The sequence below is a fragment of the Micromonospora citrea genome (assembly GCF_900090315.1).
Taxonomy (GTDB): domain Bacteria; phylum Actinomycetota; class Actinomycetes; order Mycobacteriales; family Micromonosporaceae; genus Micromonospora; species Micromonospora citrea.
In genome coordinates, this window is record NZ_FMHZ01000002.1 from 4,244,820 (window position 1) to 4,267,422 (window position 22,603).

Here is a 22,603-nt window from a genome sequence, read left to right on the forward strand (position 1 = left end):
GAGCGGAGTGCCGGCATGAGCGAGCGGAGTGAGCGAATCATCGGGCTCAGTGCTTTGGTGCCTCGTGGCGGCACGCAGCGGAGCGGAGTGCCGGCATGAGCCTTGTGCAGAGTGTCGACAACGTGGCGCTGCTCCCGGCGTACCTGGCCGCCGGGACGGCCGTGCTGGTGCTGCTCGCCGACCTGCTGGTGGCTCGGGGCCGGGTCACGCTGGTCACGGCGGCGGCCGGTGCGCTCGCCACGGTGCTCGGCGCGGTCGTGGTCGGCGCCGGGGGCGAGCGGCGGACGTTCTGCGTCGGCGCCGACTGCTCGTACGTCTTCGGCGGGCGCGCCGCCCTGGTCGCCGTCGTCGTCGCCCTGCTCACCCTCGGCGTGCTCGCGCTGTCGGGGCCGCTGCTGCGGGCGGGGCAGTCGCCGACGGGGGAGTACGCCTTCCTGCTCGCCTGCTCGATGACGGGCGGCGTCGTGCTCGGCGCGGCCGGCGACCTGATCACCCTGATCGTGGCGCTGGAGACGCTGACCCTGCCGCTCTACGTGCTCGTCGGGCTGCGGCGCGGCAGCCTGGCCAGCGCCGAGGCGGCGGTCACCTTCTTCGTGGTGAGCGTGGTCGCCACCACGCTGACGCTGCTCGGGGCGGCGCTGCTCTACGCGGCCACCGGCGGGCTGCACCTGGGCCGGATCGGCGCGCTCCTCGCCGACCGGCCGGACCTGCTGGACCTGCCGCTCACCACCGCCGCCGTGGCACTGGTGGTGCTGGGGCTGGCGTTCAAGGTGGCGGCGGTGCCGTTCCACGCCTGGGCACCGGCCACCTACGACGGCGCGCCGCTGCCGGTGGCGGCGTACCTGTCCACCGCCTCGAAGCTGGGCGGCGTGGTGGCCCTGCTCGCCGTGGTGCAGTACGCGCTGCCGGCCGACGTGACCGGCCCGGTGCTCGCCCTGCTGGCGGTGCTGACGATGACCGTCGGCAACCTGGTGGCGCTGCGCCAGCGGCGTACGGTCCGGCTGCTCGCCTGGTCCTCGGTGGCCCAGGCCGGTTACATCCTCGCCCCGCTCGGCGCGTTGGCGCTGGCGGCCGGGCGAAGCGCCGACGCCCGCACCGCCGCGTACGCGGCCGCCGTCGCGTACGCCGTCTTCTTCGTGGTGCTGGAGCTGGCGGCCTTCGCGGCCGTGGTGGCGCTGCGCCCGGCGGGCGCGGACGGCGGCACGCTGGACGACCTGCGCGGCGCGGGCCGGCGGCACCCGTGGCGGGCGGCGGCGCTCGGCCTGGCGCTGGTCGGGCTCGCCGGCCTGCCGCCGGGCCTGGCCGGTCTGTTCGCGAAGGTGACGGTGGTCCGGTCGCTGCTGGACGGCGGCGCGGGCTGGCTGGCCGTGGTGGTGGCCGTCAACGCGGTGATCGGTCTCGCCTACTACCTGCGCCTCACCGCGACCCTCTGGGCCGCCCCGACCACCGATGCCGCCGCCGCACTCTCGGCCGCCGATGCCGGCCCGACCGGTCCCGCCGCCGCTGCTGCCGCCGCCCCGGCCGGGGAGGTTCCCGTCGTGCGGGCGCGGACGGTCGGCGCGGTGCTGGTCGTGGCGACCGTGGTGGCCGTGGTGATCGGCTGCGCCCCGCAGCTCGTGCTCGACGCCGCCACCCGCTGAGGCGCCCTCCCAGGCGCCCCTCGGCAGCCGGCTCCCGCGCCAGGATTCCCGCTCTCGACGGCGGCAATCGGGGCGGGCACTCCGGACATCCCAGGCAACTCACAGCCATGAGACGGATGGTTGACGGGTACCGGGTTGTTGAACCGGTCAGCGGATCCCGCGTGATCCGTGCACCGAAGGAGTGATCGTGCACCACAACCGTCTGAAGACCGCCGCGCTGCTCGGCCTGCTCACCTCGCTGATCCTGGCGGTGGGCTACTGGTTCGGCGGCAGTGGCGGGCTGGTCATCGCCGTCGTCGTCTCGCTGGCGATGAACGGCCTCACCTATTTCTACTCCGACAAGCTCGCGCTGCGCTCGATGCGGGCGCAACCGGTCAGCGAGGCACAGTTCCCCGAGCTGTACCGGATGGTCCGCGAGCTGGCCACCGAGGCCGGGCAGCCCATGCCGCGCCTCTATGTCAGCCCGACGTCGCAGCCCAACGCGTTCGCCACGGGTCGTAACCCGCAGCACGCGGCCGTCTGCGTCACCCAGGGGATCACCGAGATCCTCGACTACCGCGAGCTGCGGGGCGTGATCGGGCACGAGCTGTCGCACGTCTACAACCGGGACATCCTCATCTCCAGCGTGGCGGCCGGTCTGGCCGGCATCATCACCATGCTGGCGAACATCGCCTGGTTCATCCCGCTGGGCGGGGGCGACGACGAGGATTCCCCGAACCCGGTGGTGCTGCTGCTCACCATCATCCTGGGCCCGATCGCCGCGACGGTCATCCAGTTGGCGATCAGCCGCAGCCGCGAGTTCCAGGCAGACGCGTCCGGCGCCCAGCTCACCCGGGACCCGCTGGCCCTGGCCAGCGCCCTGCGGAAGATCCACATGGGCGCCCAGCGCCGCCCGCTGCCGGCCCAGGGACAGCTCACCAGCACCGCCCACCTGATGATCGCCAACCCGTTCAGGGGCGGCGGCGTGGCGGCGCTCTTCTCCACCCACCCGAAGATGGAGGAGCGGGTCGCCCGGCTGGAGCGGATGGCCGCGAGCGGCGGCCCCGTGCAGTTCCAGCGCTGAGGCGCTGATCACCGTTCCGCCCGTGTCCGGTGCGCCGGACACGGGCGGAACGCCGTGTGAGCGCGTTAACCGTTCCGCTCCCGCCGCCGCCGGCGTTAGGGTCCGAAGGTTCCCCGCTCATTACATCCCCTGGAGGTCGACCGTGGCCGTGCGCCAGTACCTGGGCGTCTGGCGGATCCCCGGGGCACCGATGCTGCTGGTCACCGGCATCATCGGACGGCTCGGGATCGGGATGACGCCGCTGGCGCTGCTGCTGGTCGTGGAGCAGGTCACCGGGCGCTACTCGCTGGCGGCCGTCGCCGGGGGCATCTACGCCCTGGCCGGGGCCGCGCTCAGCCCCGTCGCCGGCCGGATCGCCGACCGGATCGGCCCCACCCCGGTGCTCGTCGGCACCGCCGTCGCGCACCCGGTCGCCCTGCTCGGCCTGCTCTGGTCGGCCCGCTCCGGCGCGGGCAGCCTGGCGCTGGTCTTCGTGGCCTCCGGCGTCGCCGGGGCGACGTACCCGCCGCTGACCGCCGCCATCCGGGGCGCGTGGAACGACCTCACCTCGCCCGCGTCCGGCCGGCGCCACCTGCGCAACACCGCGCTCGCCGCCGAGACCACCCTCTTCGAGATCGTCTTCGTGCTCGGCCCGCTGCTGGTCGCCGGCTTCATCCTGGTCGCCGACGCCGGCGCGGCCCTGATCGGTTCGGCCGTCGTCACCCTCGTCGGCACCATCGCGGTCGCGCTCGGCCGGGTGATGCGGGGCTGGCGGCCGCACCCGCGCGAGCACCACACCCGAGGGCTGGGGCCGCTGCGCGTTCCCGGCTTCCCGGCGCTGCTGCTCTGCGTGGGCAGCCTCGGCATCGCCTTCGGCGCGGCCGGCGTCACCGTGCCGGCCTTCGCGACCGCCTACACCTCGGACGACCCGGACAGCCTCGCCGGCGTGCTGCTGGCCGTCTGGGGAGTCGGCAGCGCGATCGGCGGCTTCTGGTTCGGCGTCCGCAAGCCGGCCCGGAACATGACCCGGCAGTTCGCGCTGCTGCTCACCGGGGTGGCCGCCAGCTTCGCCGTCTTCGCGGTGATGCCCACCCCGCTGGCGCTGGGCACCGCCCTGGTGATCGGCGGCGCGACCATCGCGCCCGCGCTCACCCTGGAGAACACCCTGGTCGGTCGGGTCGCCCCGACGAGCATGCTCAACGAGGCGTACACCTGGGTCGTCACCATGTCGGTGGGCGCCAGCGCCGGGGGCGGCGCGGTGGCCGGCCTGATCATCGACCATGCCGGTGGGGTGCCCTGGGCGTTCCTCTTCGCCGGGGCGGCGGTCGCCGTCGGGGCCGGGATCGCGGCCCTGCCCGCCGGGCCCATCGCCCGCGCGGAGGCCACCGCCGTACGCGCCGAGGAGCTCGTGCCCGCCTGATCAGCGCTGGCGCGTCATCAGGTCGGCGAGGCGGCGCAGCGCCGGGGCGGCGGTGAGCAGCGTCGCCCGGTCCGGGGCGTCGAGTTCGGCGAGCGCGGCGCCGAGCAGGTCGTGCCTGACCACCTGGCTGATCGGCATGGCGCTCGGCCAACTGGTCACCGGCCCGCTCAGCGACCTCTCCCTCGCCGTCGTCCTCACCCTGGCCCGCCCGCCCCGGTCGGCCACCCCGGCCCAGGTCGGGGACGTCGCGCCGCTCGCGTCGGTGGCGTCAGAAGTTGAAGTCCCGGATCGCGGCGTCGCCCGCCGCAGCCGTCGCCACGAAGAACTCGACCAGCCCGGCGTGGTGGAATTCGAGGTAGCCGAGGTCGTCGTCGCCCCAGACGGTGGGGTAGACGTTTCGCTCGATCATGCGTTTCGGGTCGTAGTGACGGGCCAGCGCCTCGAACGGCGCCGCGCTCAGCGCCTTGGCGGCGTGGGCGACCAGGGCGTCGTCCCACGCGAAGAGGAGACACTCCTCGTCGATCGCGTCGCCGTCCTCGTAGAGATCGACCCGCACCTCGGCCTCGTCCAGCAGGAACTGGATGCCGGCCCAGGCCTTCTCCAGGAAGCAGCCGGGCCGGTCCTCGTCGTCGACCACGTGCTCCATCGCCCACTCCGGGTCGGCCATCGCCCGGGTCAGCTCCTCAGGGGTGACCCGGGTGAACGACAGCACACTGCCCATGGGTCCACCATCCTCGCGTCGGTCGGTCGGTCGGTCGAGCGGCGGCCATTCTGGCAGCAACCCCCGACAGTCCGGAGGCAGCCGGACCCGTCCGGGCCTGCTCGTGGTCGCCCAACCTCTGGGGTTGCGAACCGTGCCCGACGAGGCTCACCGTCGACACGCAGGCCGGTTTCCCCTGCTGCGCGCGGGCGCTGGCGGATCGCCACGCCTCCACCCGCCCGGTGCGTACGAGCGCGAAGACGCACCCGCACCGCTGCCTCCCGCCCTTCGGGCCGGCGAGGCCGGCAGCGGAGGCCTGCCCGTGTAGTTCGCGCCGCATCCCCACCACGGCCTCGTCGCGGCACCGCCCTGTCCCGGCGTGCGCGAACCGTATGTCAGGGCGACCTTGACACGACTGTCGACCAGCGCGGCCGTGCGCTACGACTACCTGCACGGAGGGGTATCGACCTTCGTCCGGTGTTCACCGGGAACCGCGGCGCAGATCGGCCACCTCAGGTGACGGCGTGAAGCCGGCCGAGGCGTAGGTAGCTACGGCGCCGACGTTGGAACTCTCCACGCACACACTCGCGCTGGACGAACCCATGTCGCGAAGGGCCGCAGCGGCGGCAAGCGTGATCGCCGTGCCGTAACCATGGCCTCGGTGACTGCGGTGAACACCCACCGGTTCCAGCAGTCCTGGCCGACCCGGGCCGGCTGACCACACAGCCGTAACTGCCACGGCCTCGTCGTTGTGATCGAATGCGGCGAGGCAGCGTGCGTCAGCGTAGAACGGGCCGCCGGCCATGGCGAGCCAACCCCCAACCCTGCTGCGCCGGTCGGCATCAGTGAAGGGTGAGCCGCGGAACGCGGACCAGTGGACGCTGACCCACACCTCGGCGCGATCGGGCTCGATCGTCTCGATGCGAAGACCGCAGTCCTGTACCGGGTCCGAGAGACTGCGGTGGAACGTCGTCCACGGCTCATCCGGCTCCCAACCCCGCTCCAGCAGCAGCTGGGTCAGACGCTCCGCACCTCGGGCTTCGACCGTCGCACCGTCGGCATCCAGGACGCGTCCTGGGGCGTCCAGATCAGCGGCGAGCCGGCGGTTCAGTGCCTCGTCATCACGCCAGTCGGGAGCGACGGCCATGCGCGCCAGTTCAGGGCCGTCCAGCAGCCCGATCGCGAGAACCTCCCCGTCGCGCGACCACATCCGGATGGCAGCCGCCGTAGCCTCGGCACCATGTAACGAGTGCCACCCGAGATCGCCGGAGTGCAGATGCAGCGGTCCCCCGTCGTGCTGCCACCCCTTGAGCGCGTCCACCACTGCTGACATCTCATCGACGCTCGGGGTGCTCACACTGATGCTCATGCGTGCACCCAACCCGAGAAAGCGGCCTGGCACCATCGATTTTGGTGGTAGCCGGCGCTCTCGTCACGGTTCGCTGAATGCCTGGCCAGGCCGTCACCACGCCGTCGAAAGCCGATCCGGAACGTGGAAGGACGACTACTGGTGACGACGCCTGACCAGGTTAAGCGGCGTGGCCGACGCGATGACCAGGCCGGCTGGGGCCTGCGTTACCTGTAGTTGGTGAACTGCAGGGCGACGCCGAAGTCCTCGCCCTTGAGCAGCGCGATCACGGTCTGGAGGTCGTCCTTCTTCTTGCCGGTGACCCGGAGCTGGTCGCCCTGAATCTGCGCCTGGACGCCCTTCGGGCCCTCGTCGCGGATCTTCTTGCTGATCGCCTTGGCCTTGTCGGAGTCGATGCCCTGGATCACCTTGCAGTCGATCTTGAACGTCTTGCCCGACGAGCGCGGGTCGCCGGCGTCCAGCGACTTCAGCGAGATGTTCCGCTTGACCAGCTTCTCCTTGAACACCTCCAGCGCCGCCCGCACCCGCTCCTCGGTCTCCGCCTGGAGGCTGATCGCCTCCTCGCCCGACCAGGAAATCTCGGCGCCGGTGCCCCGGAAGTCGAACCGCGTCGCGAGCTCCTTCTCCGCCTGGCGGAGGGCGTTGTCGACCTCCTGGCGGTCGACCTTGCTCACGATGTCGAACGACGGGTTGGCTGCCATGCTCATGCTCCTGCTGTCCGGCGGTTTGTTGTCGTGTGTCCCCCGCTGACCAGCGGTACGACCCCCTGACGGTACCCGGTTGCACCCACGCCGGGGGGAGCCGCTATCCTTGCTTCCGCTGCCGCGTTACGACGCGGTGGGGTGCCCTGGCGGGTTGCCCGAGCGGCCAATGGGAGCGGACTGTAAATCCGTCGCGAAAGCTACAGAGGTTCGAATCCTCTACCCGCCACCAGGAGCACCAACGGCCCCTGACCAGCAGGAATGCTGATCGGGGGCCGTTGTCGTCTGTCCGGCTGCGTCCAGCCGTCGACGACTGGTTGTGGGCGGGTCGATCTTGCACCGAAGGTCGGCGCTTCGTTGTTCGGTGCATGTCTATTGCAGCCGCTTGTGCCTGGCAGACACCTTCGGGCCCCCGCCGGAGGCAGCTTTGTTGCGATACTCCTGCGATGTTGATGTGGATCGGACGGGCCGCGTCTCTGCTCATGGCGCTCGCGTTGGCAGTCGTCGGTGCACTGTTCGTCTACGGCTCCTGGAACGCTTGGGACGATCTGCCGCCGGATGGGCCGCCTCTCGGCGATGCTTCTCGGACCTATGAGGCTGTCATCGCCTTGTTCGGTCTGAGTCTCCTGGCCGGCGGCATCTGGCTCGCTGTCCGAGTCGCCCGCGGCGTGCGTCGACGCCCGGCGTGACCTGAGCCCCGCTTCTGCTGCGGTCTCCGATGCTGCTGAGGGTGGCGAAGCCTGCGCGTAGGGCGGTGTAGACGTCGCGGACGATGTAGCGCTTGAGGCAGCGGAGGGAGGCCGGGGCAAGCCGGTCCCGAGGGCTGGACTGGCGCGGCAGCCGGAAGCTCTGACCACGACGGAGGCCGGGGCGGCGACTTTCGTAGCGGGCCCACTGCTTGTGTAGTGCGGTTGCGCTTCGTGTGACTTGCTGAGCTGGGAAGATCGTCATCACGGGAGGGTCGGGGACATGAAGGCGCTCGACGTTCTGGCAGAGTTCGGCGCGACCGGCCGGGTCGGCCTCCTCCATCCCGGCGCCGGGCTACGAGATGTCGTCGCCGCTTACGGCCTCCCGTGGGGCATCGGGCGGATCGACAGGCGCAGCAGGTGGCCGTACCTGTACTCCTACGGGGACGTCGAGTTCGTCGTGTGCCGCTGCCGGATCATCACCTCAGTGATGGTCCAGACCTGGCGGGGGACGGTCGAGTTGCCGAACGACGCACGGGCGGGCGAGGTGGTCGCCCTGCCCACCCGACTGACCTTCGCACAGGTGGCCGACGCCCTGGCCGCCACGGACTGTGACTGGGAGCCGCTCAAGCCGATCGAGGGGCAGTGCGGGCTGCGCACCCTGCCTCAACGCGTCGACTTCACCTTCGTCACCGACGACGGACCCGATCCCGTGCTGCACGGTGCGGGCACGTGGGCCCACGAGCACGATTGCATGCCTGCGGCAGCCGCCGACGCCGCCTTCGCCGACGACTTTCCGCCCGAGCAGGCCGACTGACCACCGTCCCGGGTGCGGCGTCCTTCCCCGCCGCACAGGTTCGGATCCTTCGCCCCCACCAGGTGCACGAACGGCCCCGTGAGCCGCGGAGACGCGCCCCGGGGCCGCTCTCGCTCGTTCCGGCGTCGACACTGGATCAGGCTGGCACGGAGACCGGGGCGGGGGCCGGCGCCGGCCGGTCCATCAGCCGCCAGGTGCGCCGGCGGACCAGCGGATCCAGGGTGACCAACAGGTACGCCGCGCCCACGACGAGGATGCCGCCGGTGGGGCCGAGCGTCGTGGCGAGCACCCCGCCGACGAGCCCGCCGAGCGGGATGCCGGCCCATGCCAGGCCGCCGACCGCGCCGAGGACACGCGCCCGCAGCTCGGCCGGGATGCGTTCGAACTCCGCGGCGGACAGCAGCGGGTTGATGGCCCCGATCAGCACCCCGCCGGCGAACCCGACGCCCGCGATGACGGGCAGCCCGACCGGCAGCGCCAAGACGAAGATCCGCGGGACGGCGCCGAGCAGGAAGGCCACGGTGTACGTGCGCCAGCGCGGCAGTCGCGCGCCGTACATCGACACGAGCAGCGACCCGACGAGGGCGCCGGCGCTCAGCGCGCCGAACACGAGCCCGACGGGTGCGGCGTCGTCGAAGCGTTCGGCCGCCCACACCGGGACCAGCACCGCCGTCATCGCCTGGTCGAGCAGGTTGGTCAGCAGCACCATGGCGACGATCGCCCGGAGCAGCGGATCACGCCGGACGAAGCGTAGCCCCGCCCCCAGGTCGGCGAGGTAGCCGCGGACGCCGGTGTGGCCCGCCTCGGCCGGTTCGGGTTCGACCCGCCGGACCCGGACCAGTGTCGCCACCAGCGCGCCGGCGAGCAGGAAGGTGGCCGCGTCCAGCGCGATGACCGCGGGCGCGCCGACCAGGGCGATCAGCACCGCGCCCAGCGGCGCCCCGACCAGCGACCCGAGGCGGTGGACGCTGTCGGCCAGCCCGGCGGCGCGCTCGTTGCTCCAGCCGGCGGTGGCCGCGACGTCGGGCACCATCGCGTACTTCGCGTTGTCGGAGGGGCCGCGGAACAGCCCGACCAGGCCGACCAGCACGAGCAGGACCGGATAGGCGAGTAGGCCGGCGGCGTACAGCAGGGGAACCACGCCGAGCACGAGCCCGGCGATCAGGTCGCCGCCGACGCTGGCCACCCGCGGCCCGATGCGGTCCACCAGCGGTCCGCCGAGGATGCGCGCCGCGACCAGGGCACCCATCTCCACGAACGCGGTGACGCCGGTCAGCAGGGCGTCGCCGGTGGTCTCCAGCACGAACCAGGGCACGGCCACGACCGACATCCGGGTGCCCGTGACCGAGACCGCCTGGGCGACGAGCAGCCCGTACGCGGACCGCCGGCTCACGGCCGGTCTCCGTCCGCGGTTTGGGAGGGCTCATCGGTCGGAGTGCCGGAGGATTCGCCACCCGCGGTGGCGGGCCCGTCGGCGGTCGCCGTTCGCGCCGCCAGCAGCGCGTCGAGCTGGCCGCCCCGGGGAAAGATCTGGAACTGCGTGCTCATCGCGACGCGCTCCGATCCGTCACCGGCCCGGTCCGCCGCCTGGTCCCGATAGCGCACCAGCAGGGCCATCATGTCGTCGGCGAGCTGCTGCGCCTCGGCGGCGCTCAGGCTCACCGTGAGGTCGCTCATGCTGGTCGCCCGTACCCACTCCTGCGGCCAGTCGGCCAGCTCGGTGATGGACCGCTCGACGTTCTCCGCGTATATCCGGGCGACCGTGCGCAGGTACGCCTCGCCGAGCTCGCGCTCCGGCGAGTCCCGGTCGGGAGCCTCGAACCAGGTCGAGCGGTGCACGGCGCGCCAGAAGCGTTCCCGGCCCCGCCCCAGCTCCGGCGCGTCGGCGACGAAGCCGTGAGCGGCCAGTGTGCGGAGGTGGTAGCTGGTCGCCGCGCTGGACTCGCCGAACCGGGCGGCCAGCTGGGTGGCGGTCTGCGGTCCGTCGTGACGCAGCGAGCCGAGCAGCCGCAGGCGTAGCGGATGGGCCACGCCGCGCAGCGTCCGCGCGTCGAGAACGACGTCCTGCTTGGAGTCGTAGCCAGGCTTGTGAGGATCCACGGTCATGATGCCAAGATAACTATGCAAAGGAATCTTTGCAACGAGTTGTTGGCATGCCTGGTCTCGCGACCCATGGATGGTCCGATCGTGGCGCGGCGCCCCGGCTCAGTCGTAGGCGTCGGCCACCGGCGCCCTCGGGGCGCTGGTCGCGCTCGCGCTCGGCGCGGCCGCCGTGCTGCCGTCCCTGCGGCCGCCCGTCACTCCGGCGGCCGGCGAGGCCCGTGTGCTGTGGGTCGGCGGCGGCGACCGGGCCCACCTGTACGCGGTGCTGGCCGACTGCGAGACCTGCCCGCAGCGACTGGTCGCCTCGACGGACGGGGGACGAAGCTGGGACCGCCGCACGGACTTCCCGCCCCGTGGCGGCGGCGACCCCGTCACCGTGACCGTGCTCGGCCCGCAGTTCCTGGTGGCGCAGGTGCCGGCGGGGTCGGCCGGCAAGGGTGCGGGCGGGAGCGTCCGGCGGATCAGCACCGACGGCGGCGCGACCTGGCGGGACGCCGGCCGTGGTGGCGCGCCGCGCGTCGCCGCCGCCCCGGGCACCCGGCTCTGGGGCTGCGTGGTCCACGCCCCGCGGGGCTGCGACATCGTGGTGCCCGACCCGGAGCGCGCCGCCGTCGTGCCGCTGGCGACGCAGCCACCGTTGGACGCGGCCGTGCCCGTCGACGCGCCGCCCGCGGCCGGACTCTGGGTACGCGGCTGCGATCCGGCGACCGGGGCGGAGAGCCGTCGCGGTGAGCCGTACCGGCGGCCGGAGTTGGCAGAAGACGGTCCTGGACCGGGAGTCGGAGGACGACCGTTCGACCGGCTGCGAGTTCGACCTCGCCACCACCGACGGCAGGACGCTGTTCGCGACGCTGCCCGACGAGCGGAGCGGCGTGCGCCGGGTGTACCGCAGCGTCGACGGCGCCGTCACCTGGAAGCCGGAGGAGCCGCGGCTGCCGGACGGCTGGGTGGTGCACGCGGGGTCGACGGTCACCGTGGACGGGACGCACGTCCTGCTCGCGGAGCGTGAGTCCCGCTTCGGGCTGTTGACCAGCCGGGACGGGCGGGCCTACGCGCCACTGGCGGTCGACGGGCCGGTGCACCACGACGCGCCGCGGGCCGTGGCCTCGGACCGCTGGGTCCGCCACGACGAGCGGACGGCGTACCTGTCCGACGACGGCCTGCACTGGCGACCGCTGTACATCGGCTGAGCGACGCCGAGGCGCGTCCCTCGCACACGTCGGATCCGCGGTGGTTCGGCGTCGGCGCGATCCCGCGTCGACGCCGAGCCACCGCGGCGGTCACGCGGGCGCGGGGAGCAGACACCCCGAGACGTACGCGCCCGGCGACGGCCGCGTCGCCGTCAGGTGCGACGAGTGCCCCGCGGCTACTCCGCGTAGGGCTGGTCGGTGCCCTGGTCGCTGTAGCCGAGGCTCCAGACGTGGCCGTCGGGGTCGGCGAAGGTGCCGCCGTACCCGCCCCACGGCAGGGCACCGGCGGGCTTGAGGATCGTGGCGCCGGCCTTCTCGGCCTCCGCCATGATCTCGTCGACCCGCGCCTGGCTGCGGACGACGTAGGTGAGGACCATGCCGCCGAAGCCGCTGCCCTCCGGGCTCGCGCCCACCTGCTCGGCCAGGCCCTCCCGCCCGTAGAAGCCGACGAGCGAGCCGTTGTCCGACTCGAAGAACACCGAGATGCCGTAGTCGTCCTTGATTTTCCAGCCGAGCCCCTCCGCGTAGAACTGCTTCGACCGGGCCATGTCCCGCACGCCGAGCAGGATCGAGCTCACGTTCGCCTTCATGCCTTGTCTCCTTGTATTCGAGGAATGCACGTAAGGTCACGCTACGAACAGCTCCGTGTCCGACGCTTCTCGATTCCTGACCGGTTCCGGCTACCAGGGTCGCCGCCTCGAAGGCGGTGTCCTTCCCGGCGGGCTTCCTGCCGGTGGGGTGGCGTCGACGGTGCTGCCGTCGGCGGGACCCGGCGGACTCAGCAGCCGATCTTGTGCAGCGCCGGCCACACCGGGTCGCCGCTGCGGCCGCTGACGTTCAACACGCCGCTGTCGGCACCCCACGTCAGTTCGTACGTGCCCGCGGCGATGGGGCGGTAGCCGTCGTCGGCGGTCCACGAACCGACCCGCCGGCCGATCCCGACGCGACCCACCTCGTACACCGCGCCGCTGCCGGCGAAGAGGAACGCCGTCTCCCGCGCCACGGCCCGGCAGCCGCCCGGGCCGTCCGGGGTCAGGACGTGGTACGTCGTGGAGAGGTCGTTCAGCCCGCCGAGCGCACTGCCCGCCGCCGTCAGGACGGTCAGCAGCGTCAGCGCCCACCGGGATCGGTGGGCCCGGGCGGCCGGGCCGGACGCCGACGCGCGTACGCGGCGCCGGAACAGCGCGAGCGTCCACGAGGCGACGAGCAGGACGCCGCCCAGCGCCCACCCGGGTACGACGCGCCCGCCGACCACCAGCAGCAGCCCGCTCCAGCCCGCGGCGACCACCACGGCGGCCAGCACCCTGCATCCCACCGCGACGGAGCGGAGCGGCGCAGCGCGGAGCGGCCCGACCGACGTACCCGACCGGTCCGCGGCGTCGCCGGTCGGCGGGTACGTCCCCTGCCTGGCCTGCTGTTTCGTCCCTTCCCCCGCGTCCTCTGTCACGCGGCCATCGTATGCAGGCGCCGACCCCTCGGTGCGGTCCCGGGCGTGGGCCGGCCCGGGGACCGTCACACTCCTCGCGATCGCCCCGCCGTCCGCGTCGGCAAATCGACGTGCCCTGATCGGTCGATCCCGCCGAGGGTGACGCCGCCGATCGGACGCGGGGTGTCCCGCCACTGGCGCGATGGCTCAGACCGGGTATGGTGGTCGATGCCCGGATGTGTGTCCGGACGTTGGTGCGACTCGCCGGGCGGTTGACGGATGCTGCCAGCGGGAGCGGCTCGCCCCCTGCCGGGTCCGGTGCCGGCGGAATGCGACGAAGGTCGTATTCAGCACTGTACGAAGTGGTCGGTGACGCCCACAGGGCTCGTGATCTGGCCCGGGACGCCGAGGCCGGTGGTCCGAACGGCGGAACGTCACCGACGCTCGGCTCGGCGGTACGCGCACCGCTTTTCTGGGTACCTGCCTTGTGGCACGATCGTGGAACCTCCACCATCCCCGTGACATCTTCTCGACAGGAGCAAACATGTCTGGTCGAAAGCCGGGCCGGCTGCTTGGCTCGCTTCTCGTGCTCGCCGCCCTCGCCAGCGGTGTCGTCGTCGGCGACCTCTCCACTCTGGGAGAAGCGCGGACGATGGACTGGATCTGGAACATGCCGTCGCTCTGACGACCCACGACTTCGATGATGTGAGCCGGCGCGACCGGTGAGGGGAGCGGCATGGCGGGTCGAGGCCGCACCGGTCCCCGCTCGACGGAGTACGCCTGGCTGATCACCGGCCCGCTGGCGCTGCTCGCCGTCGTCTGCGCGACGGTCGTCGGCCTGGTCGCTCCGGAACCCTTCGGCGAATGGCCACTGGCGGCGCTGCTGCTGGTGGCCATGGTGGCTGCCGGCCTGCCGGTGCTCAACTTCACGGTTCGGCGGCAGTCGATCGGCATGACGCTGAACGAGATCCCCCTCGTCCTGGCGTTCTTCCTCGTCCGACCGCTCACCGTCGTCACGATCTACACGCTCGCGGCGATCATCACCCACGCACGACACCGCTTCGGCGCCACCAAGTTCTGGTTCAACGTGGCCCGGGCGGCCGCGGGATCGTCGCTGGCGGTGCTGGTGCTCCAGGCGTTCCCGCCGTTGCAGGGCGTGGGCCCGCGCACCTGGCTGACCATGCTCGCCGCGGCGAGCATGGTCAATCTCGTCAGCCTGACCGCCATCGCCGGCGTGCACACGCTGTTGCAGGGCTGGCAGGCCGGCCGGGAGGTGTTCCGCAAGTCCGTCCCCGGGCACCTCGCCGCGGCGATCAACATCGTCTGCGGGATCATCATCCTGATCCTGATCGCCGCCACCTGGTGGTCGCTGCTGCTCCTGGCGGTCCTGGTCGCGGCGCTGGCCCTCGTCTACCGCTCCTACGCGCAGTTCTTCCGGCAGCACCGCACCCTCGCCGACATGTACGAGCTGAGCCGCGCGGTGAGCGAGAGCGGCCAGTACGGCACCCTGCCCGACGCCCTCCTCGGGCGCGTACGGGCGCTGATGCAGGCGGAGTACGCCACGCTCTGGCTGCCCGCCCAGGGGCGGCACCCCGAGGTGCTGCTGACCGCGCGCAACGACGACCCGGGCCTGCTCGACTTCGCCAAGACCCCGGCCGCGCTGCGGGAACGCGCCCGCGACGAGGGCCGTACGGTCGCCGTGGGGCGCGGCATGACGACCGACGGCGACCTGCGCGCGGCGCTCTCGGCGCAGCGCGTCAAGGACGTGATCGTGATCCCGCTGCGGTCCGGCCAGGCGGTCATCGGCACGCTTGAGGTGGCGAACCGGCTGGGCGACAGCAACTACTTCGTCCGGGCCGACGTGCCCCTGTTCGAGACGGTCGCGGCGCACGCGGCGGTGGCCCTGGAGAATTCCCGGCTGGTCGACCGGCTGCGGCACGACGCCTACCACGACGCGCTGACCAAGCTGCCGAACCGGCGGCGGATCAGCGGCGCCCTGGACGAGGCGGTGAAGATCCGGGCGCCCGGCGAGGTGGTGGCGCTGCTCCTCTTCGACGTCGACCGGCTGCGTCAGGTCAACGAGTCGCTCGGGCACGCCGCCGGCGACAAGGTGCTGGTCGAGGTCGCCGACCGGCTGCGCTCCTGCGCCCCGTCGTCGGCCCTGGTGGGTCGGGCCGGCGGCGACGAGTTCCTCGTCACGCTGCGGCTGGAGAGCGCGGAGGCGGCGGTCGAGCTGGCCGCGCAGCTGCGCGAGCAGATCCGCGACGAGATGGTCTTCGACGCGCTCACCCTGGACGTGGACACGGCGGTCGGTGTCGCCGTGCACCCGGACCACGGCAGCGACGCCGCCTCCCTGCTGCAACGGGTCGACCTGGCGGCGACGGCGGCCAAGTCCGTGCCGGGCAGCGTGCAGCTGTTCAACCCGGCGCTGGAGTCCCGGTCGTTGCGGCGGCTCGGGCTCGCCGGCGACCTGCGGCGGGCGTTGGACGACGGCGAGCTGGAGGTCTACTTCCAGCCGAAGGTGACGCTGCGGGACCGCCGGCTGGTCGGCGTCGAGTGCCTGGCCCGGTGGGAGCATCCGGCGCACGGGTCGGTCGCCCCGGAGGACTTCGTCGCGGTGGCCGAGCACACGGGTCAGCTCGGCCGGCTCACCGAGGTCGTGCTCCGGGAGGGGCTGCGGCGCAGCCGGGACTGGTCGCACGCCGGCCAGCCGCTCGCCGTCGCGGTCAACCTCTCCGCCCGTACGCTCACCGACCAGCACTTCCCGGCCCGCGTCGGGGAGCTGCTCGACGAGTACGCCGTACCGCCGCAGCGGCTCACGCTGGAGATAAAGGAGGCCGGGGTGCTGGACGGCACCGACCGGCCCATCCCGACCCTGCGGCGGCTGCGCGACCTCGGCGTGCGGCTCTCGGTCGACGACTTCGGCACGGGTGACTCCTCCCTGGCCCACCTGCGCCGGCTGCCCGTGCACGAGGTGAAGGTCGACCGTTCCTTCGTGCAGGGCATGGCGACGGATCCGGGCGACCTGGCGATCGTGAACGCGGTGGTCACCCTCTCCCAGCAGTTCGGCCTGGCCGTGGTCGCCGAGGGCGTGGAGAGCGAGCTGACGCTCGAGCTGCTGCAGGACATCGGCTGCGAGATCGGCCAGGGCTTCCTGTTCAGCCGGCCGCTGCCGTACGAGCGGCTGGAGGCCTGGTTCGGCGCCCAGGTGGACCCGGAGACGATCACCGCGGGGGAGCTGCCCCGGCTGCGGGTCGTGCCCTGAGCTGCGCGGATGCGCGGGTGGGGGATCCGATTTCATCTCCGCCGCGGGGCCGTGTAATGTATCCCCTGCGCGTCACCCCCCGGGGAGATCGCGCAGGCCCCCTTAGCTCAGTCGGCAGAGCGTCTCCATGGTAAGGAGAAGGTCTACGGTTCGATTCCGTAAGGGGGCTCAGAGGGTCCGGCTGGACCCGCCACGGCGGTGTAGCTCAGATGGCAGAGCAAGCGGCTCATAATCGCTGTGTCGCCGGTTCAAGTCCGGCCACCGCTACTCTCGTCCTCCGGGCTGGTTCCCGGTGGCCGGTGGGATGGGCGCCACAGGCGCCCACTTTGCATGTCCGCGCCGTCAGCGCGTAGGCTGATGCGCCGTAGTTGTTACCCGTTAGCGAGGAAGGCACTCCGCCGTGGCGAAGGCGACCGATGTCCGGCCGAAGATCACTTTGGCGTGTGTGGAGTGCAAGGAGCGCAACTACATCACGCGCAAGAACCGTCGTAACGACCCGGACCGCATCGAGCTGAAGAAGTTCTGCCCGCGGGACGGCAAGCACACGGTCCACCGCGAGACCCGCTGACCGGCGGCCGGCCCTGCCGGCCCGGTCCCTGGCACTTCCCGATCGCCGATCCGCGAGGACGGCGCGGCTCCGGCCGCCGCCGCCCGTACGGATCGGCGATCTTTTTTTGCGTGTAGGTTCGCGGCATGTCCCTGGACCCGTCCTTCGTCGGCCGGACGTATCCGCCGACCGCCCCCTACCAGGTGGGCCGAGAAAAGATCCGTGAGTTCGCGACGGCGATCGGCGCGACCGACCCGGCCCACCACGACCCGGAGGTCGCCCGCGCGCTCGGCCACCCCGACGTGGTCGCCCCGCCGACCTTTCCCGTGGTGGTCAGCATGGCCGCCAGCCAGCAGATCATCGACGATCCGGCCCTGGGCGTCGACTACAGCCGGGTCGTCCACGGCGACCAGCGCTTCGCCTACACCCGGCCGGTGGTGGCGGGCGACGAGCTGGTCTGCGTCTGCGTCGTCGAGGACGTCAGCAGCCGCGGTGGGCACGACTTCCTGACCACCCGGACCGAGGTCGGCACGCCGGCCGGCGAGCCGGTGGTGACCGTCTGGTCGAAGATCGTCGTACGCGGGGAGGGCTGAGATGGAGCTGCCAGCCAAGACGTTCCGGGTGACGCGCGCGGACCTGGTCCGCTACGCCGGCGCCTCGGGGGACTTCAACCCGATCCACTGGAGCGACCGGCTCGCCACCAAGGTGGGGCTGCCCGGCGTGATCGCCCACGGCATGTTCACCATGGCGCTGGTCGGTCGCGCGCTGACCGAGTGGGCCGGCCGGCCCGACGCGGTCGTCGACTACAACGTCCGCTTCACCCGGCCGGTGGTCGTCCCGGACGACGACGAGGGCACCGAGATCGAGGTCACGGCGGTGGTCCGTGAGGTCACCGAGGAGGGCCTGACCAGGCTCGACGTGACCGCGACGTGCCACGGCGAGAAGGTGCTCTCGCAGGCCCGGGCGACCGTCCGGACAGCGGGCTGACCAGGCCCGCGACGCGCGATGGGCAGACCGGTTGGGAAAGTCGCGCGACTACCCGTACACTGGTCCGCCGTGGGGCAAGTGACCCCTGCGCGGTCGTGTGACCGGGCGGGGCGAGCGTTGCCGCACAGGGGTGTAGCTCAATTGGCAGAGCAGCGGTCTCCAAAACCGCAGGCTGCAGGTTCAAGTCCTGTCACCCCTGCGCCTCAGGCCTGACCGTTCCCGTGGGTCGCGCCGCCGTAGGGCGGCGTCCGGCCCGTGGTGGTGGCATCGGCGGGGTGGTTCCGAGGCACTCGGGCCGTCCGGCCGATCCGCCGGCCGCGGCCCGTCGCGGGACGGTTGGTCCGGCCGGCGTGACCAAGCGCTGCGCACGCCCCCGGCGTGCGACCCGACATCCCGCGACGGAGGGCGAAGTGGCCGACAAGAAGCGGCGCGGCGAGGACGCCGGCGACGACCGTCTGCACGACGACATCGTCGACGACGTGGCCGACGACGACGCCACCGACGCCGAGGAGCCGGTTTCCCGCGGCGGCACCGCGACGCGGTCGCGGGCGAAGGCCGAGTCGGCCGACAGCCGGCCGAAGACCAAGACGGACACCGATCGCGTGGGTCTGTTCGGCCGCATCGCCCGATTCATCCGCGAGGTCGTGGCCGAGCTGCGTAAGGTCATCTGGCCGACCCGCAAGGAGCTGCTGACCTACACGGCCGTGGTGGTCGCCTTCGTCACGGTGATGCTGACGATCGTGGCCGGCCTGGACTTCGCCTTCGCGAAGGGCGTGCTGTGGGTCTTCGGCAACCCCAGCTGAGCGGCCGACTGAGCCGATAGTGACGGAAGTGAGCGAGCGTGCCTGAGTACGACGAGACCGCCGAGACCACGGACGAGCAGTCCACGGTGGCGACGGCGGCTGGTGACGAGTCGGTCGAGGCCGCCAGCGAGCCGGAGTTCCCCACCACCGAGCCCGCCCCGGACGAGGACTTCGACCCGGTCGCCGAGCTGCGGCAGAAGCTGCGCTACGCGCCGGGCGACTGGTACGTGGTGCACTCGTACGCCGGCTACGAGAACAAGGTCAAGACCAACCTCGAGACCCGGATCACGAGCCTCGACATGGAGGACTACATCTACCAGGTCGAGGTCCCGACCCGGGAAGAGGTCGAGGTCAAGAACGGGAAGCGGTCGCAGGTCCAGGCCAAGGTCTTCCCGGGCTACATCCTGGTGCGGATGGAGCTGACCGCGGAGTCCTACTCCTGCGTGCGCAACACGCCGGGCGTGACGGGCTTCGTCGGCGCGACCGACCGGGCCGACCGGCCGGCTCCGCTCTCCCTCGACGAGGTGCTGAAGTGGCTGGCGCCGGCCGTCGAGACCGAGCAGAAGAAGGCCAAGCCCGAGATCAAGGTCCTCGACTTCGAGGTCGGCGACTCGGTCACGGTCACCGACGGCGCCTTCGCCTCGCTGCCGGCGACGATCAGCGAGATCAACGCCGACCAGCAGAAGCTCAAGGTGCTCGTGTCGATCTTCGGCCGCGAGACGCCCGTGGAGCTCAACTTCAACCAGGTCACCAAGATCTGACGTACGGTCGCCGGCGGTGGGCAGCGTCCCGCCGCCGGCGCACTCGTTCCGGCCCGCTCGACCTCGGCGGGAGGGGCGCCGGGACGCTGCGCTACCCTAGAACGTCGCCGCTGTCGAATCGCGCTGACCGTGCGCGCCCGTGGCCGGCACCTTTCCCAGTTCCAAGCCCCAGGAAGAGACATGCCTCCGAAGAAGAAGCTCGTCAAGACGTTCACGCTTCAGCTGCCGGCGGGCCAGGCCACCCCGGCGCCGCCGGTCGGCCCCGCGCTCGGCCAGCACGGCGTGAACATCATGGAGTTCTGCAAGTCCTACAACGCGCAGACCGAGTCCCAGCGGGGCGACATCGTCCCCGCCGAGATCAGCGTCTACGAGGACCGCAGCTTCACGTTCGTGCTGAAGACCCCGCCCGCCGCCCGGCTGCTGATCAAGGCCGCCGGCGTGCAGAAGGGCTCGGGCGTCCCGCACAAGGAGAAGGTCGGCTCGGTCTCCCGCGCCCAGGTTCGCGAGATCGCCGAGAAGAAGATGGCCGACCTCAACGCCAACGACCTCGACCAGGCCGAGAAGATCATCGCCGGCACCGCCCGGTCGATGGGCCTCAACGTCACCGACTGACCTCGGTCACCGTCAGATCCAGTTCGTGGGAGGGCCCGCGGAAGTCGCGGCCCGCCATAGACCACAGGAGTCACAGGACATGCAGCGCAGCAAGAGCTACCGCAAGGCCGCCGAGGTCATCGACCGGTCGAAGCTCTACACCCCCGCCGAGGCCGTGAAGCTGGCCAAGGACACCACCACCGCCAAGTTCGACGCCACGGTCGAGGTCGCCATGCGCCTCGGCGTCGACCCCCGCAAGGCGGACCAGATGGTCCGCGGCACCGTCAACCTGCCGCACGGCACCGGTAAGACCGCCCGCGTGATCGTCTTCGCCGCCGGCGCGAAGGCCGAGGAGGCCGCCGCCGCCGGTGCGGACGAGGTGGGCACCGATGAGCTGGTCGCCCGGATCCAGGGCGGTTGGCTCGACTTCGACGCGGCGATCGCCACGCCGGACCAGATGGCCAAGATCGGCCGGATCGCGCGGATCCTGGGCCCGCGCGGTCTCATGCCGAACCCGAAGACCGGCACGGTGACCATGGACGTCACCAAGGCCGTCTCGGACATCAAGGGCGGTAAGATCACCTTCCGGGTGGACAAGCACTCCAACCTGCACCTGATCATCGGCAAGGCGTCCTTCTCCGAGGGCCAGCTGATCGACAACTACGCGGCGGTCCTCGACGAGGTCCTGCGGGCCAAGCCGTCCGCCGCGAAGGGCAAGTACCTCAAGAAGGTCACCATCACCACCACCATGGGCCCGGGCGTCCCGGTCGACCCGAACCTGGTGAAGAACCTGCAGGAGGCCTCGGCCGAGGGCTGAGCACACCCACCCGCACCCGTGACGGGGCGTCGCCACACCGTGGCGGCGCCCCGTTCCGCGTCCGCTGTGGCATGCTCGACCGGTGCGGCTGGAAGACGTTTGGCTGCGGTACCGGCGGCGTGGGCCCTGGGTGCTGCGGGCAACCGATGTGCGCGTCGGCCCCGGCGAGGTCGTTGTCGTGCTCGGCCGCAACGGCGTCGGCAAGTCGACCCTGCTCCAGGTGGCGGCCGGGGTGCTGCGGCCGAGCCGGGGGCGGGTGACCGACCGGCCCCGGCACGTCGGGTGGGTCCCGGAGCGCTTCCCCGCCGACCAGCCCTTCACCGTCGAGCGCTACCTGGCCGCCATGGGGCGCGTCGCCGGCCTCGACCCGCTCGCGACGGCCCGGGCCGTCGACCACTGGACCGACCGGCTGGGCCTGGCCGGCTTCCGCCGGGTGCGGCTGCCGGAGCTGTCCAAGGGCACCGCCCAGAAGGTCGGCCTGGCCCAGGCGATGCTGCGCCCGCCCGGCCTGCTGGTGCTCGACGAGCCGTGGGAGGGCCTGGACGCCGCCACCCGGGAACTGGTGCCCGCGGTGATCGACGAGGTGTCGGCCGCCGGTGGGTCGGTGCTGGTCAGCGACCATCGCGGCGAGATCGCCCGGCTGCCCGGGGCCCGGCGCTGGACGGTGGCCGACGGCGTCGTCACCGAGGGCGCGCCGCCGGCCGACGAGGCGGTCGCCGTGGTCGAGGTGGCGGTGCCGGCCGCCCGGGTCGCCGGCGCCGTCGCCCGCCTGCGCGCCGAGGGCCATCACATCCTTCGCGTACGCCCCGACGCGTCCGCACCGCCCGACCTCGCCGAGGGGACGTCGGCGGCGACCGTGGAGATCGGCGCGGCGGAGCCGATCGGGCCGGCCGGCGGGGGAGCGCGGTGACCGCGCTGCTCCGGCTGCGGCTGGCCGGCTTCCTGCGTACGGGAAGGGCGCTGGCGCCGCTGCTCACCGGGCTGGTGGCCCTCGGCGTCCTCTACGGCGGCGGCCGGGCGCAGGCGGGGGAGGCGTACGGCGTCTCGGCGGTGGTGCTCTTCCCCGTGCTGGCCTGGCAGACCAAGGTGCTGCTGGACGTCGAGCCCGACGTGCAGCGCCGGCTGGCCCAGGCCCTGGTCGGCGCGCGCCGGGAGCGGCTCGCCGGGCTGCTCGCCGCCGGCGTGGCGGGGCTGGGCACGGTGGCCGTCGCGCTGGCCTTCCCGTGGCTGGTCGGCGGGGTCACCGGTCCCGTGGCGCCGGGCGACCGCCCGGTGCCCCTCGGCATCGCCGTCGGGCTGTGGGCGCACCTGCTGGCCGTACCGGCGGCGGTGGCGCTCGGGGCGCTGGCCAGCCGCGCGTCGGCGGGCGGTGCGGCCCACGGCGTCGCGGTGCTCGCGCTCGGCGGCGTCGGCGCGGTCGTGCTCGGCCTGAGCGGCTCGGTGGGGCCGTGGCTGGCGCCGCCGGTGATGGCCACCGCGCGGGCCGCCGCCGGCGACCTGGGCGCGTCGACGGTGGCGCTGCTGACCGCCTGGGCGGTCGCCTGGAGCGCGGTCGCCGGCGTGGCCTACCTGTGGCGGCGTCGCCACCGCCCCTGACCGCCACGGCCGCGCCGCCCGACGTGGGGTCGCCACCAATTTCGGGTGGGTGGCGCCCCCGGCCCGCCCACTGGTCCCGGGGGGCGTGACCCGGGACACCAGGGGCGATTTGGCGCTCGCGGCACTCCTCGCGTAACCTTGG

Annotated in this window: 25 protein-coding genes and 4 tRNA genes; 21 read left to right on the forward strand and 8 right to left on the reverse strand. The window is 72.5% G+C overall.

The window, feature by feature from the left end; all coding sequences use genetic code 11:
- The first annotated feature begins 95 nt into the window (after positions 1-95).
- The 3 genes from GA0070606_RS19460 (at position 96) to GA0070606_RS19470 (ending at position 4,102) form a co-directional block, all read left to right on the forward strand.
- Positions 96-1,640, forward strand: coding sequence for an NADH-quinone oxidoreductase subunit N (locus GA0070606_RS19460; protein ID WP_091102449.1), 1,545 nt, complete (start codon positions 96-98; stop codon positions 1,638-1,640).
- 187 nt (positions 1,641-1,827) lie between these two features.
- Complete coding sequence (htpX, locus tag GA0070606_RS19465; RefSeq protein WP_091107908.1) at positions 1,828-2,703, forward strand: zinc metalloprotease HtpX; 876 nt, start codon at positions 1,828-1,830, stop codon at positions 2,701-2,703.
- A 190-nt stretch (positions 2,704-2,893) separates the two neighbouring features.
- Entirely contained in the window at positions 2,894-4,102 is a 1,209-nt protein-coding gene (locus GA0070606_RS19470; protein WP_091107909.1) for an MFS transporter, read from the forward strand.
- Here GA0070606_RS19470 and GA0070606_RS32080 read toward each other — a convergent pair whose 3' ends face one another.
- The 4 genes from GA0070606_RS32080 to GA0070606_RS19485 all read right to left on the reverse strand — a co-directional run bounded on the left by GA0070606_RS32080 (position 4,103) and on the right by GA0070606_RS19485 (position 6,872).
- Positions 4,103-4,261, reverse strand: a complete 159-nt coding sequence (locus tag GA0070606_RS32080; RefSeq protein WP_176737368.1) for a hypothetical protein — start codon at positions 4,259-4,261, stop codon at positions 4,103-4,105. It lies immediately after the preceding gene.
- 109 nt (positions 4,262-4,370) lie between these two features.
- Positions 4,371-4,823: a DUF1877 family protein gene (locus tag GA0070606_RS19475; protein WP_091102452.1), complete on the reverse strand. Its 453-nt coding sequence runs from the start codon at positions 4,821-4,823 to the stop codon at positions 4,371-4,373.
- Positions 4,824-5,283: 460 nt separating this feature from the next.
- Positions 5,284-6,171 carry a GNAT family N-acetyltransferase gene (locus GA0070606_RS19480; RefSeq protein ID WP_091102456.1) on the reverse strand — a complete coding sequence of 296 codons (888 nt, stop codon included), beginning with the start codon at positions 6,169-6,171 and terminating at the stop codon, positions 5,284-5,286.
- A gap of 206 nt (positions 6,172-6,377) precedes the next feature.
- Entirely contained in the window at positions 6,378-6,872 is a 495-nt protein-coding gene (locus GA0070606_RS19485) for a YajQ family cyclic di-GMP-binding protein (protein ID WP_091102462.1), read from the reverse strand.
- A 148-nt stretch (positions 6,873-7,020) separates the two neighbouring features.
- On the opposite strand from GA0070606_RS19485, the gene GA0070606_RS19490 reads away from it, so the two are divergent.
- The 3 genes from GA0070606_RS19490 (at position 7,021) to GA0070606_RS19500 (ending at position 8,375) form a co-directional block, all read left to right on the forward strand.
- A tRNA-Tyr gene (locus GA0070606_RS19490) sits at positions 7,021-7,104 on the forward strand.
- Between the two features lie 214 nt (positions 7,105-7,318).
- A complete protein-coding gene (locus tag GA0070606_RS19495) occupies positions 7,319-7,561 on the forward strand; it encodes a hypothetical protein (protein WP_091102465.1) in 243 nt (80 codons plus the stop codon).
- Between the two features lie 280 nt (positions 7,562-7,841).
- Positions 7,842-8,375 carry a hypothetical protein gene (locus GA0070606_RS19500; RefSeq protein WP_091102467.1) on the forward strand — a complete coding sequence of 178 codons (534 nt, stop codon included), beginning with the start codon at positions 7,842-7,844 and terminating at the stop codon, positions 8,373-8,375.
- A gap of 136 nt (positions 8,376-8,511) precedes the next feature.
- On the opposite strand, the gene GA0070606_RS19505 is transcribed toward GA0070606_RS19500, so the two are convergent.
- Positions 8,512-9,768 carry an MFS transporter gene (locus GA0070606_RS19505; RefSeq protein WP_091102471.1) on the reverse strand — a complete coding sequence of 419 codons (1,257 nt, stop codon included), beginning with the start codon at positions 9,766-9,768 and terminating at the stop codon, positions 8,512-8,514.
- Entirely contained in the window at positions 9,765-10,481 is a 717-nt protein-coding gene (locus GA0070606_RS19510; RefSeq protein ID WP_091102474.1) for a winged helix-turn-helix domain-containing protein, read from the reverse strand. Before GA0070606_RS19510 ends, GA0070606_RS19505 begins: the two co-directional genes overlap by 4 nt.
- 725 nt (positions 10,482-11,206) lie before the next feature.
- Here GA0070606_RS19510 and GA0070606_RS19520 point away from each other — a divergent pair.
- Positions 11,207-11,668, forward strand: coding sequence for a beta propeller repeat protein (locus GA0070606_RS19520; RefSeq protein WP_091102486.1), 462 nt, complete (start codon positions 11,207-11,209; stop codon positions 11,666-11,668).
- 176 nt (positions 11,669-11,844) lie between these two features.
- Here the strand turns inward: GA0070606_RS19520 and GA0070606_RS19525 are convergent, their stop codons facing one another.
- A complete protein-coding gene (locus GA0070606_RS19525; protein WP_091102489.1) occupies positions 11,845-12,258 on the reverse strand; it encodes a VOC family protein in 414 nt (137 codons plus the stop codon).
- Positions 12,259-12,446: 188 nt separating this feature from the next.
- On the reverse strand, positions 12,447-13,115 hold the full coding sequence (locus GA0070606_RS19530; RefSeq protein WP_141721736.1) for a hypothetical protein: 669 nt from the start codon (positions 13,113-13,115) through the stop codon (positions 12,447-12,449).
- Between the two features lie 523 nt (positions 13,116-13,638).
- Between GA0070606_RS19530 and GA0070606_RS32615 the strand changes: the two genes are divergently transcribed.
- The 14 genes from GA0070606_RS32615 to GA0070606_RS19595 all read left to right on the forward strand — a co-directional run bounded on the left by GA0070606_RS32615 (position 13,639) and on the right by GA0070606_RS19595 (position 22,461).
- Positions 13,639-13,779 (forward strand): hypothetical protein, encoded by a 141-nt coding sequence (locus tag GA0070606_RS32615; protein ID WP_176737369.1) that lies wholly within the window; start codon positions 13,639-13,641, stop codon positions 13,777-13,779.
- 51 nt (positions 13,780-13,830) lie between these two features.
- Positions 13,831-16,359 (forward strand): putative bifunctional diguanylate cyclase/phosphodiesterase, encoded by a 2,529-nt coding sequence (locus tag GA0070606_RS19535; protein WP_091102501.1) that lies wholly within the window; start codon positions 13,831-13,833, stop codon positions 16,357-16,359.
- A gap of 96 nt (positions 16,360-16,455) precedes the next feature.
- Positions 16,456-16,528 (forward strand) — tRNA-Thr (locus GA0070606_RS19540).
- Between the two features lie 25 nt (positions 16,529-16,553).
- Positions 16,554-16,626: transfer RNA gene (locus tag GA0070606_RS19545), tRNA-Met, on the forward strand.
- A gap of 133 nt (positions 16,627-16,759) precedes the next feature.
- A complete protein-coding gene (gene rpmG, locus GA0070606_RS19550) occupies positions 16,760-16,927 on the forward strand; it encodes a 50S ribosomal protein L33 (protein ID WP_013288652.1) in 168 nt (55 codons plus the stop codon).
- Positions 16,928-17,052: 125 nt separating this feature from the next.
- Positions 17,053-17,499 (forward strand): MaoC family dehydratase N-terminal domain-containing protein, encoded by a 447-nt coding sequence (locus GA0070606_RS19555; protein WP_091102506.1) that lies wholly within the window; start codon positions 17,053-17,055, stop codon positions 17,497-17,499.
- 1 nt (position 17,500) lies between these two features.
- On the forward strand, positions 17,501-17,893 hold the full coding sequence (locus GA0070606_RS19560) for a MaoC family dehydratase (protein ID WP_091102510.1): 393 nt from the start codon (positions 17,501-17,503) through the stop codon (positions 17,891-17,893).
- Positions 17,894-18,019: 126 nt separating this feature from the next.
- A tRNA-Trp gene (locus GA0070606_RS19565) sits at positions 18,020-18,092 on the forward strand.
- A gap of 211 nt (positions 18,093-18,303) precedes the next feature.
- Complete coding sequence (gene secE, locus GA0070606_RS19570; RefSeq protein WP_091102514.1) at positions 18,304-18,696, forward strand: preprotein translocase subunit SecE; 393 nt, start codon at positions 18,304-18,306, stop codon at positions 18,694-18,696.
- Positions 18,697-18,734: 38 nt separating this feature from the next.
- Positions 18,735-19,457: a transcription termination/antitermination protein NusG gene (nusG, locus tag GA0070606_RS19575; protein WP_091102517.1), complete on the forward strand. Its 723-nt coding sequence runs from the start codon at positions 18,735-18,737 to the stop codon at positions 19,455-19,457.
- 180 nt (positions 19,458-19,637) lie between these two features.
- The gene (gene rplK, locus GA0070606_RS19580) at positions 19,638-20,069 is read left to right on the forward strand and encodes a 50S ribosomal protein L11 (protein ID WP_013735966.1); all 432 of its coding nucleotides are present in this window, start codon (positions 19,638-19,640) and stop codon (positions 20,067-20,069) included.
- 79 nt (positions 20,070-20,148) lie between these two features.
- Positions 20,149-20,865 carry a 50S ribosomal protein L1 gene (rplA, locus tag GA0070606_RS19585; protein WP_091102521.1) on the forward strand — a complete coding sequence of 239 codons (717 nt, stop codon included), beginning with the start codon at positions 20,149-20,151 and terminating at the stop codon, positions 20,863-20,865.
- Positions 20,866-20,947: 82 nt separating this feature from the next.
- Positions 20,948-21,775, forward strand: a complete 828-nt coding sequence (locus GA0070606_RS19590; protein ID WP_091102524.1) for an ATP-binding cassette domain-containing protein — start codon at positions 20,948-20,950, stop codon at positions 21,773-21,775.
- Complete coding sequence (locus GA0070606_RS19595) at positions 21,772-22,461, forward strand: hypothetical protein (protein WP_091102528.1); 690 nt, start codon at positions 21,772-21,774, stop codon at positions 22,459-22,461. Before GA0070606_RS19590 ends, GA0070606_RS19595 begins: the two co-directional genes overlap by 4 nt.
- The last annotated feature ends 142 nt before the right edge of the window (positions 22,462-22,603 follow it).

Excerpts from the sequence above, each read along its gene's own strand:
- GA0070606_RS19460 (WP_091102449.1), top strand. The coding sequence starts at position 96 with ATGAGCCTTGTGCAGAGTGTCGACAACGTGGCGCTGCTCCCGGCGTAC.
- GA0070606_RS19470 (WP_091107909.1), top strand. The coding sequence starts at position 2,894 with ATGCTGCTGGTCACCGGCATCATCGGACGGCTCGGGATCGGGATGACG.
- GA0070606_RS19475 (WP_091102452.1), bottom strand. The coding sequence starts at position 4,823 with ATGGGCAGTGTGCTGTCGTTCACCCGGGTCACCCCTGAGGAGCTGACC.
- GA0070606_RS19480 (WP_091102456.1), bottom strand. The coding sequence starts at position 6,171 with ATGAGCATCAGTGTGAGCACCCCGAGCGTCGATGAGATGTCAGCAGTG.
- GA0070606_RS19485 (WP_091102462.1), bottom strand. The coding sequence starts at position 6,872 with ATGGCAGCCAACCCGTCGTTCGACATCGTGAGCAAGGTCGACCGCCAG.
- GA0070606_RS19495 (WP_091102465.1), top strand. The coding sequence starts at position 7,319 with ATGTTGATGTGGATCGGACGGGCCGCGTCTCTGCTCATGGCGCTCGCG.
- GA0070606_RS19500 (WP_091102467.1), top strand. The coding sequence starts at position 7,842 with ATGAAGGCGCTCGACGTTCTGGCAGAGTTCGGCGCGACCGGCCGGGTC.
- GA0070606_RS19510 (WP_091102474.1), bottom strand. The coding sequence starts at position 10,481 with ATGACCGTGGATCCTCACAAGCCTGGCTACGACTCCAAGCAGGACGTC.
- GA0070606_RS19525 (WP_091102489.1), bottom strand. The coding sequence starts at position 12,258 with ATGAAGGCGAACGTGAGCTCGATCCTGCTCGGCGTGCGGGACATGGCC.
- GA0070606_RS32615 (WP_176737369.1), top strand. The coding sequence starts at position 13,639 with ATGTCTGGTCGAAAGCCGGGCCGGCTGCTTGGCTCGCTTCTCGTGCTC.
- GA0070606_RS19535 (WP_091102501.1), top strand. The coding sequence starts at position 13,831 with ATGGCGGGTCGAGGCCGCACCGGTCCCCGCTCGACGGAGTACGCCTGG.
- GA0070606_RS19555 (WP_091102506.1), top strand. The coding sequence starts at position 17,053 with ATGTCCCTGGACCCGTCCTTCGTCGGCCGGACGTATCCGCCGACCGCC.
- GA0070606_RS19560 (WP_091102510.1), top strand. The coding sequence starts at position 17,501 with ATGGAGCTGCCAGCCAAGACGTTCCGGGTGACGCGCGCGGACCTGGTC.
- rplK (WP_013735966.1), top strand. The coding sequence starts at position 19,638 with ATGCCTCCGAAGAAGAAGCTCGTCAAGACGTTCACGCTTCAGCTGCCG.
- rplA (WP_091102521.1), top strand. The coding sequence starts at position 20,149 with ATGCAGCGCAGCAAGAGCTACCGCAAGGCCGCCGAGGTCATCGACCGG.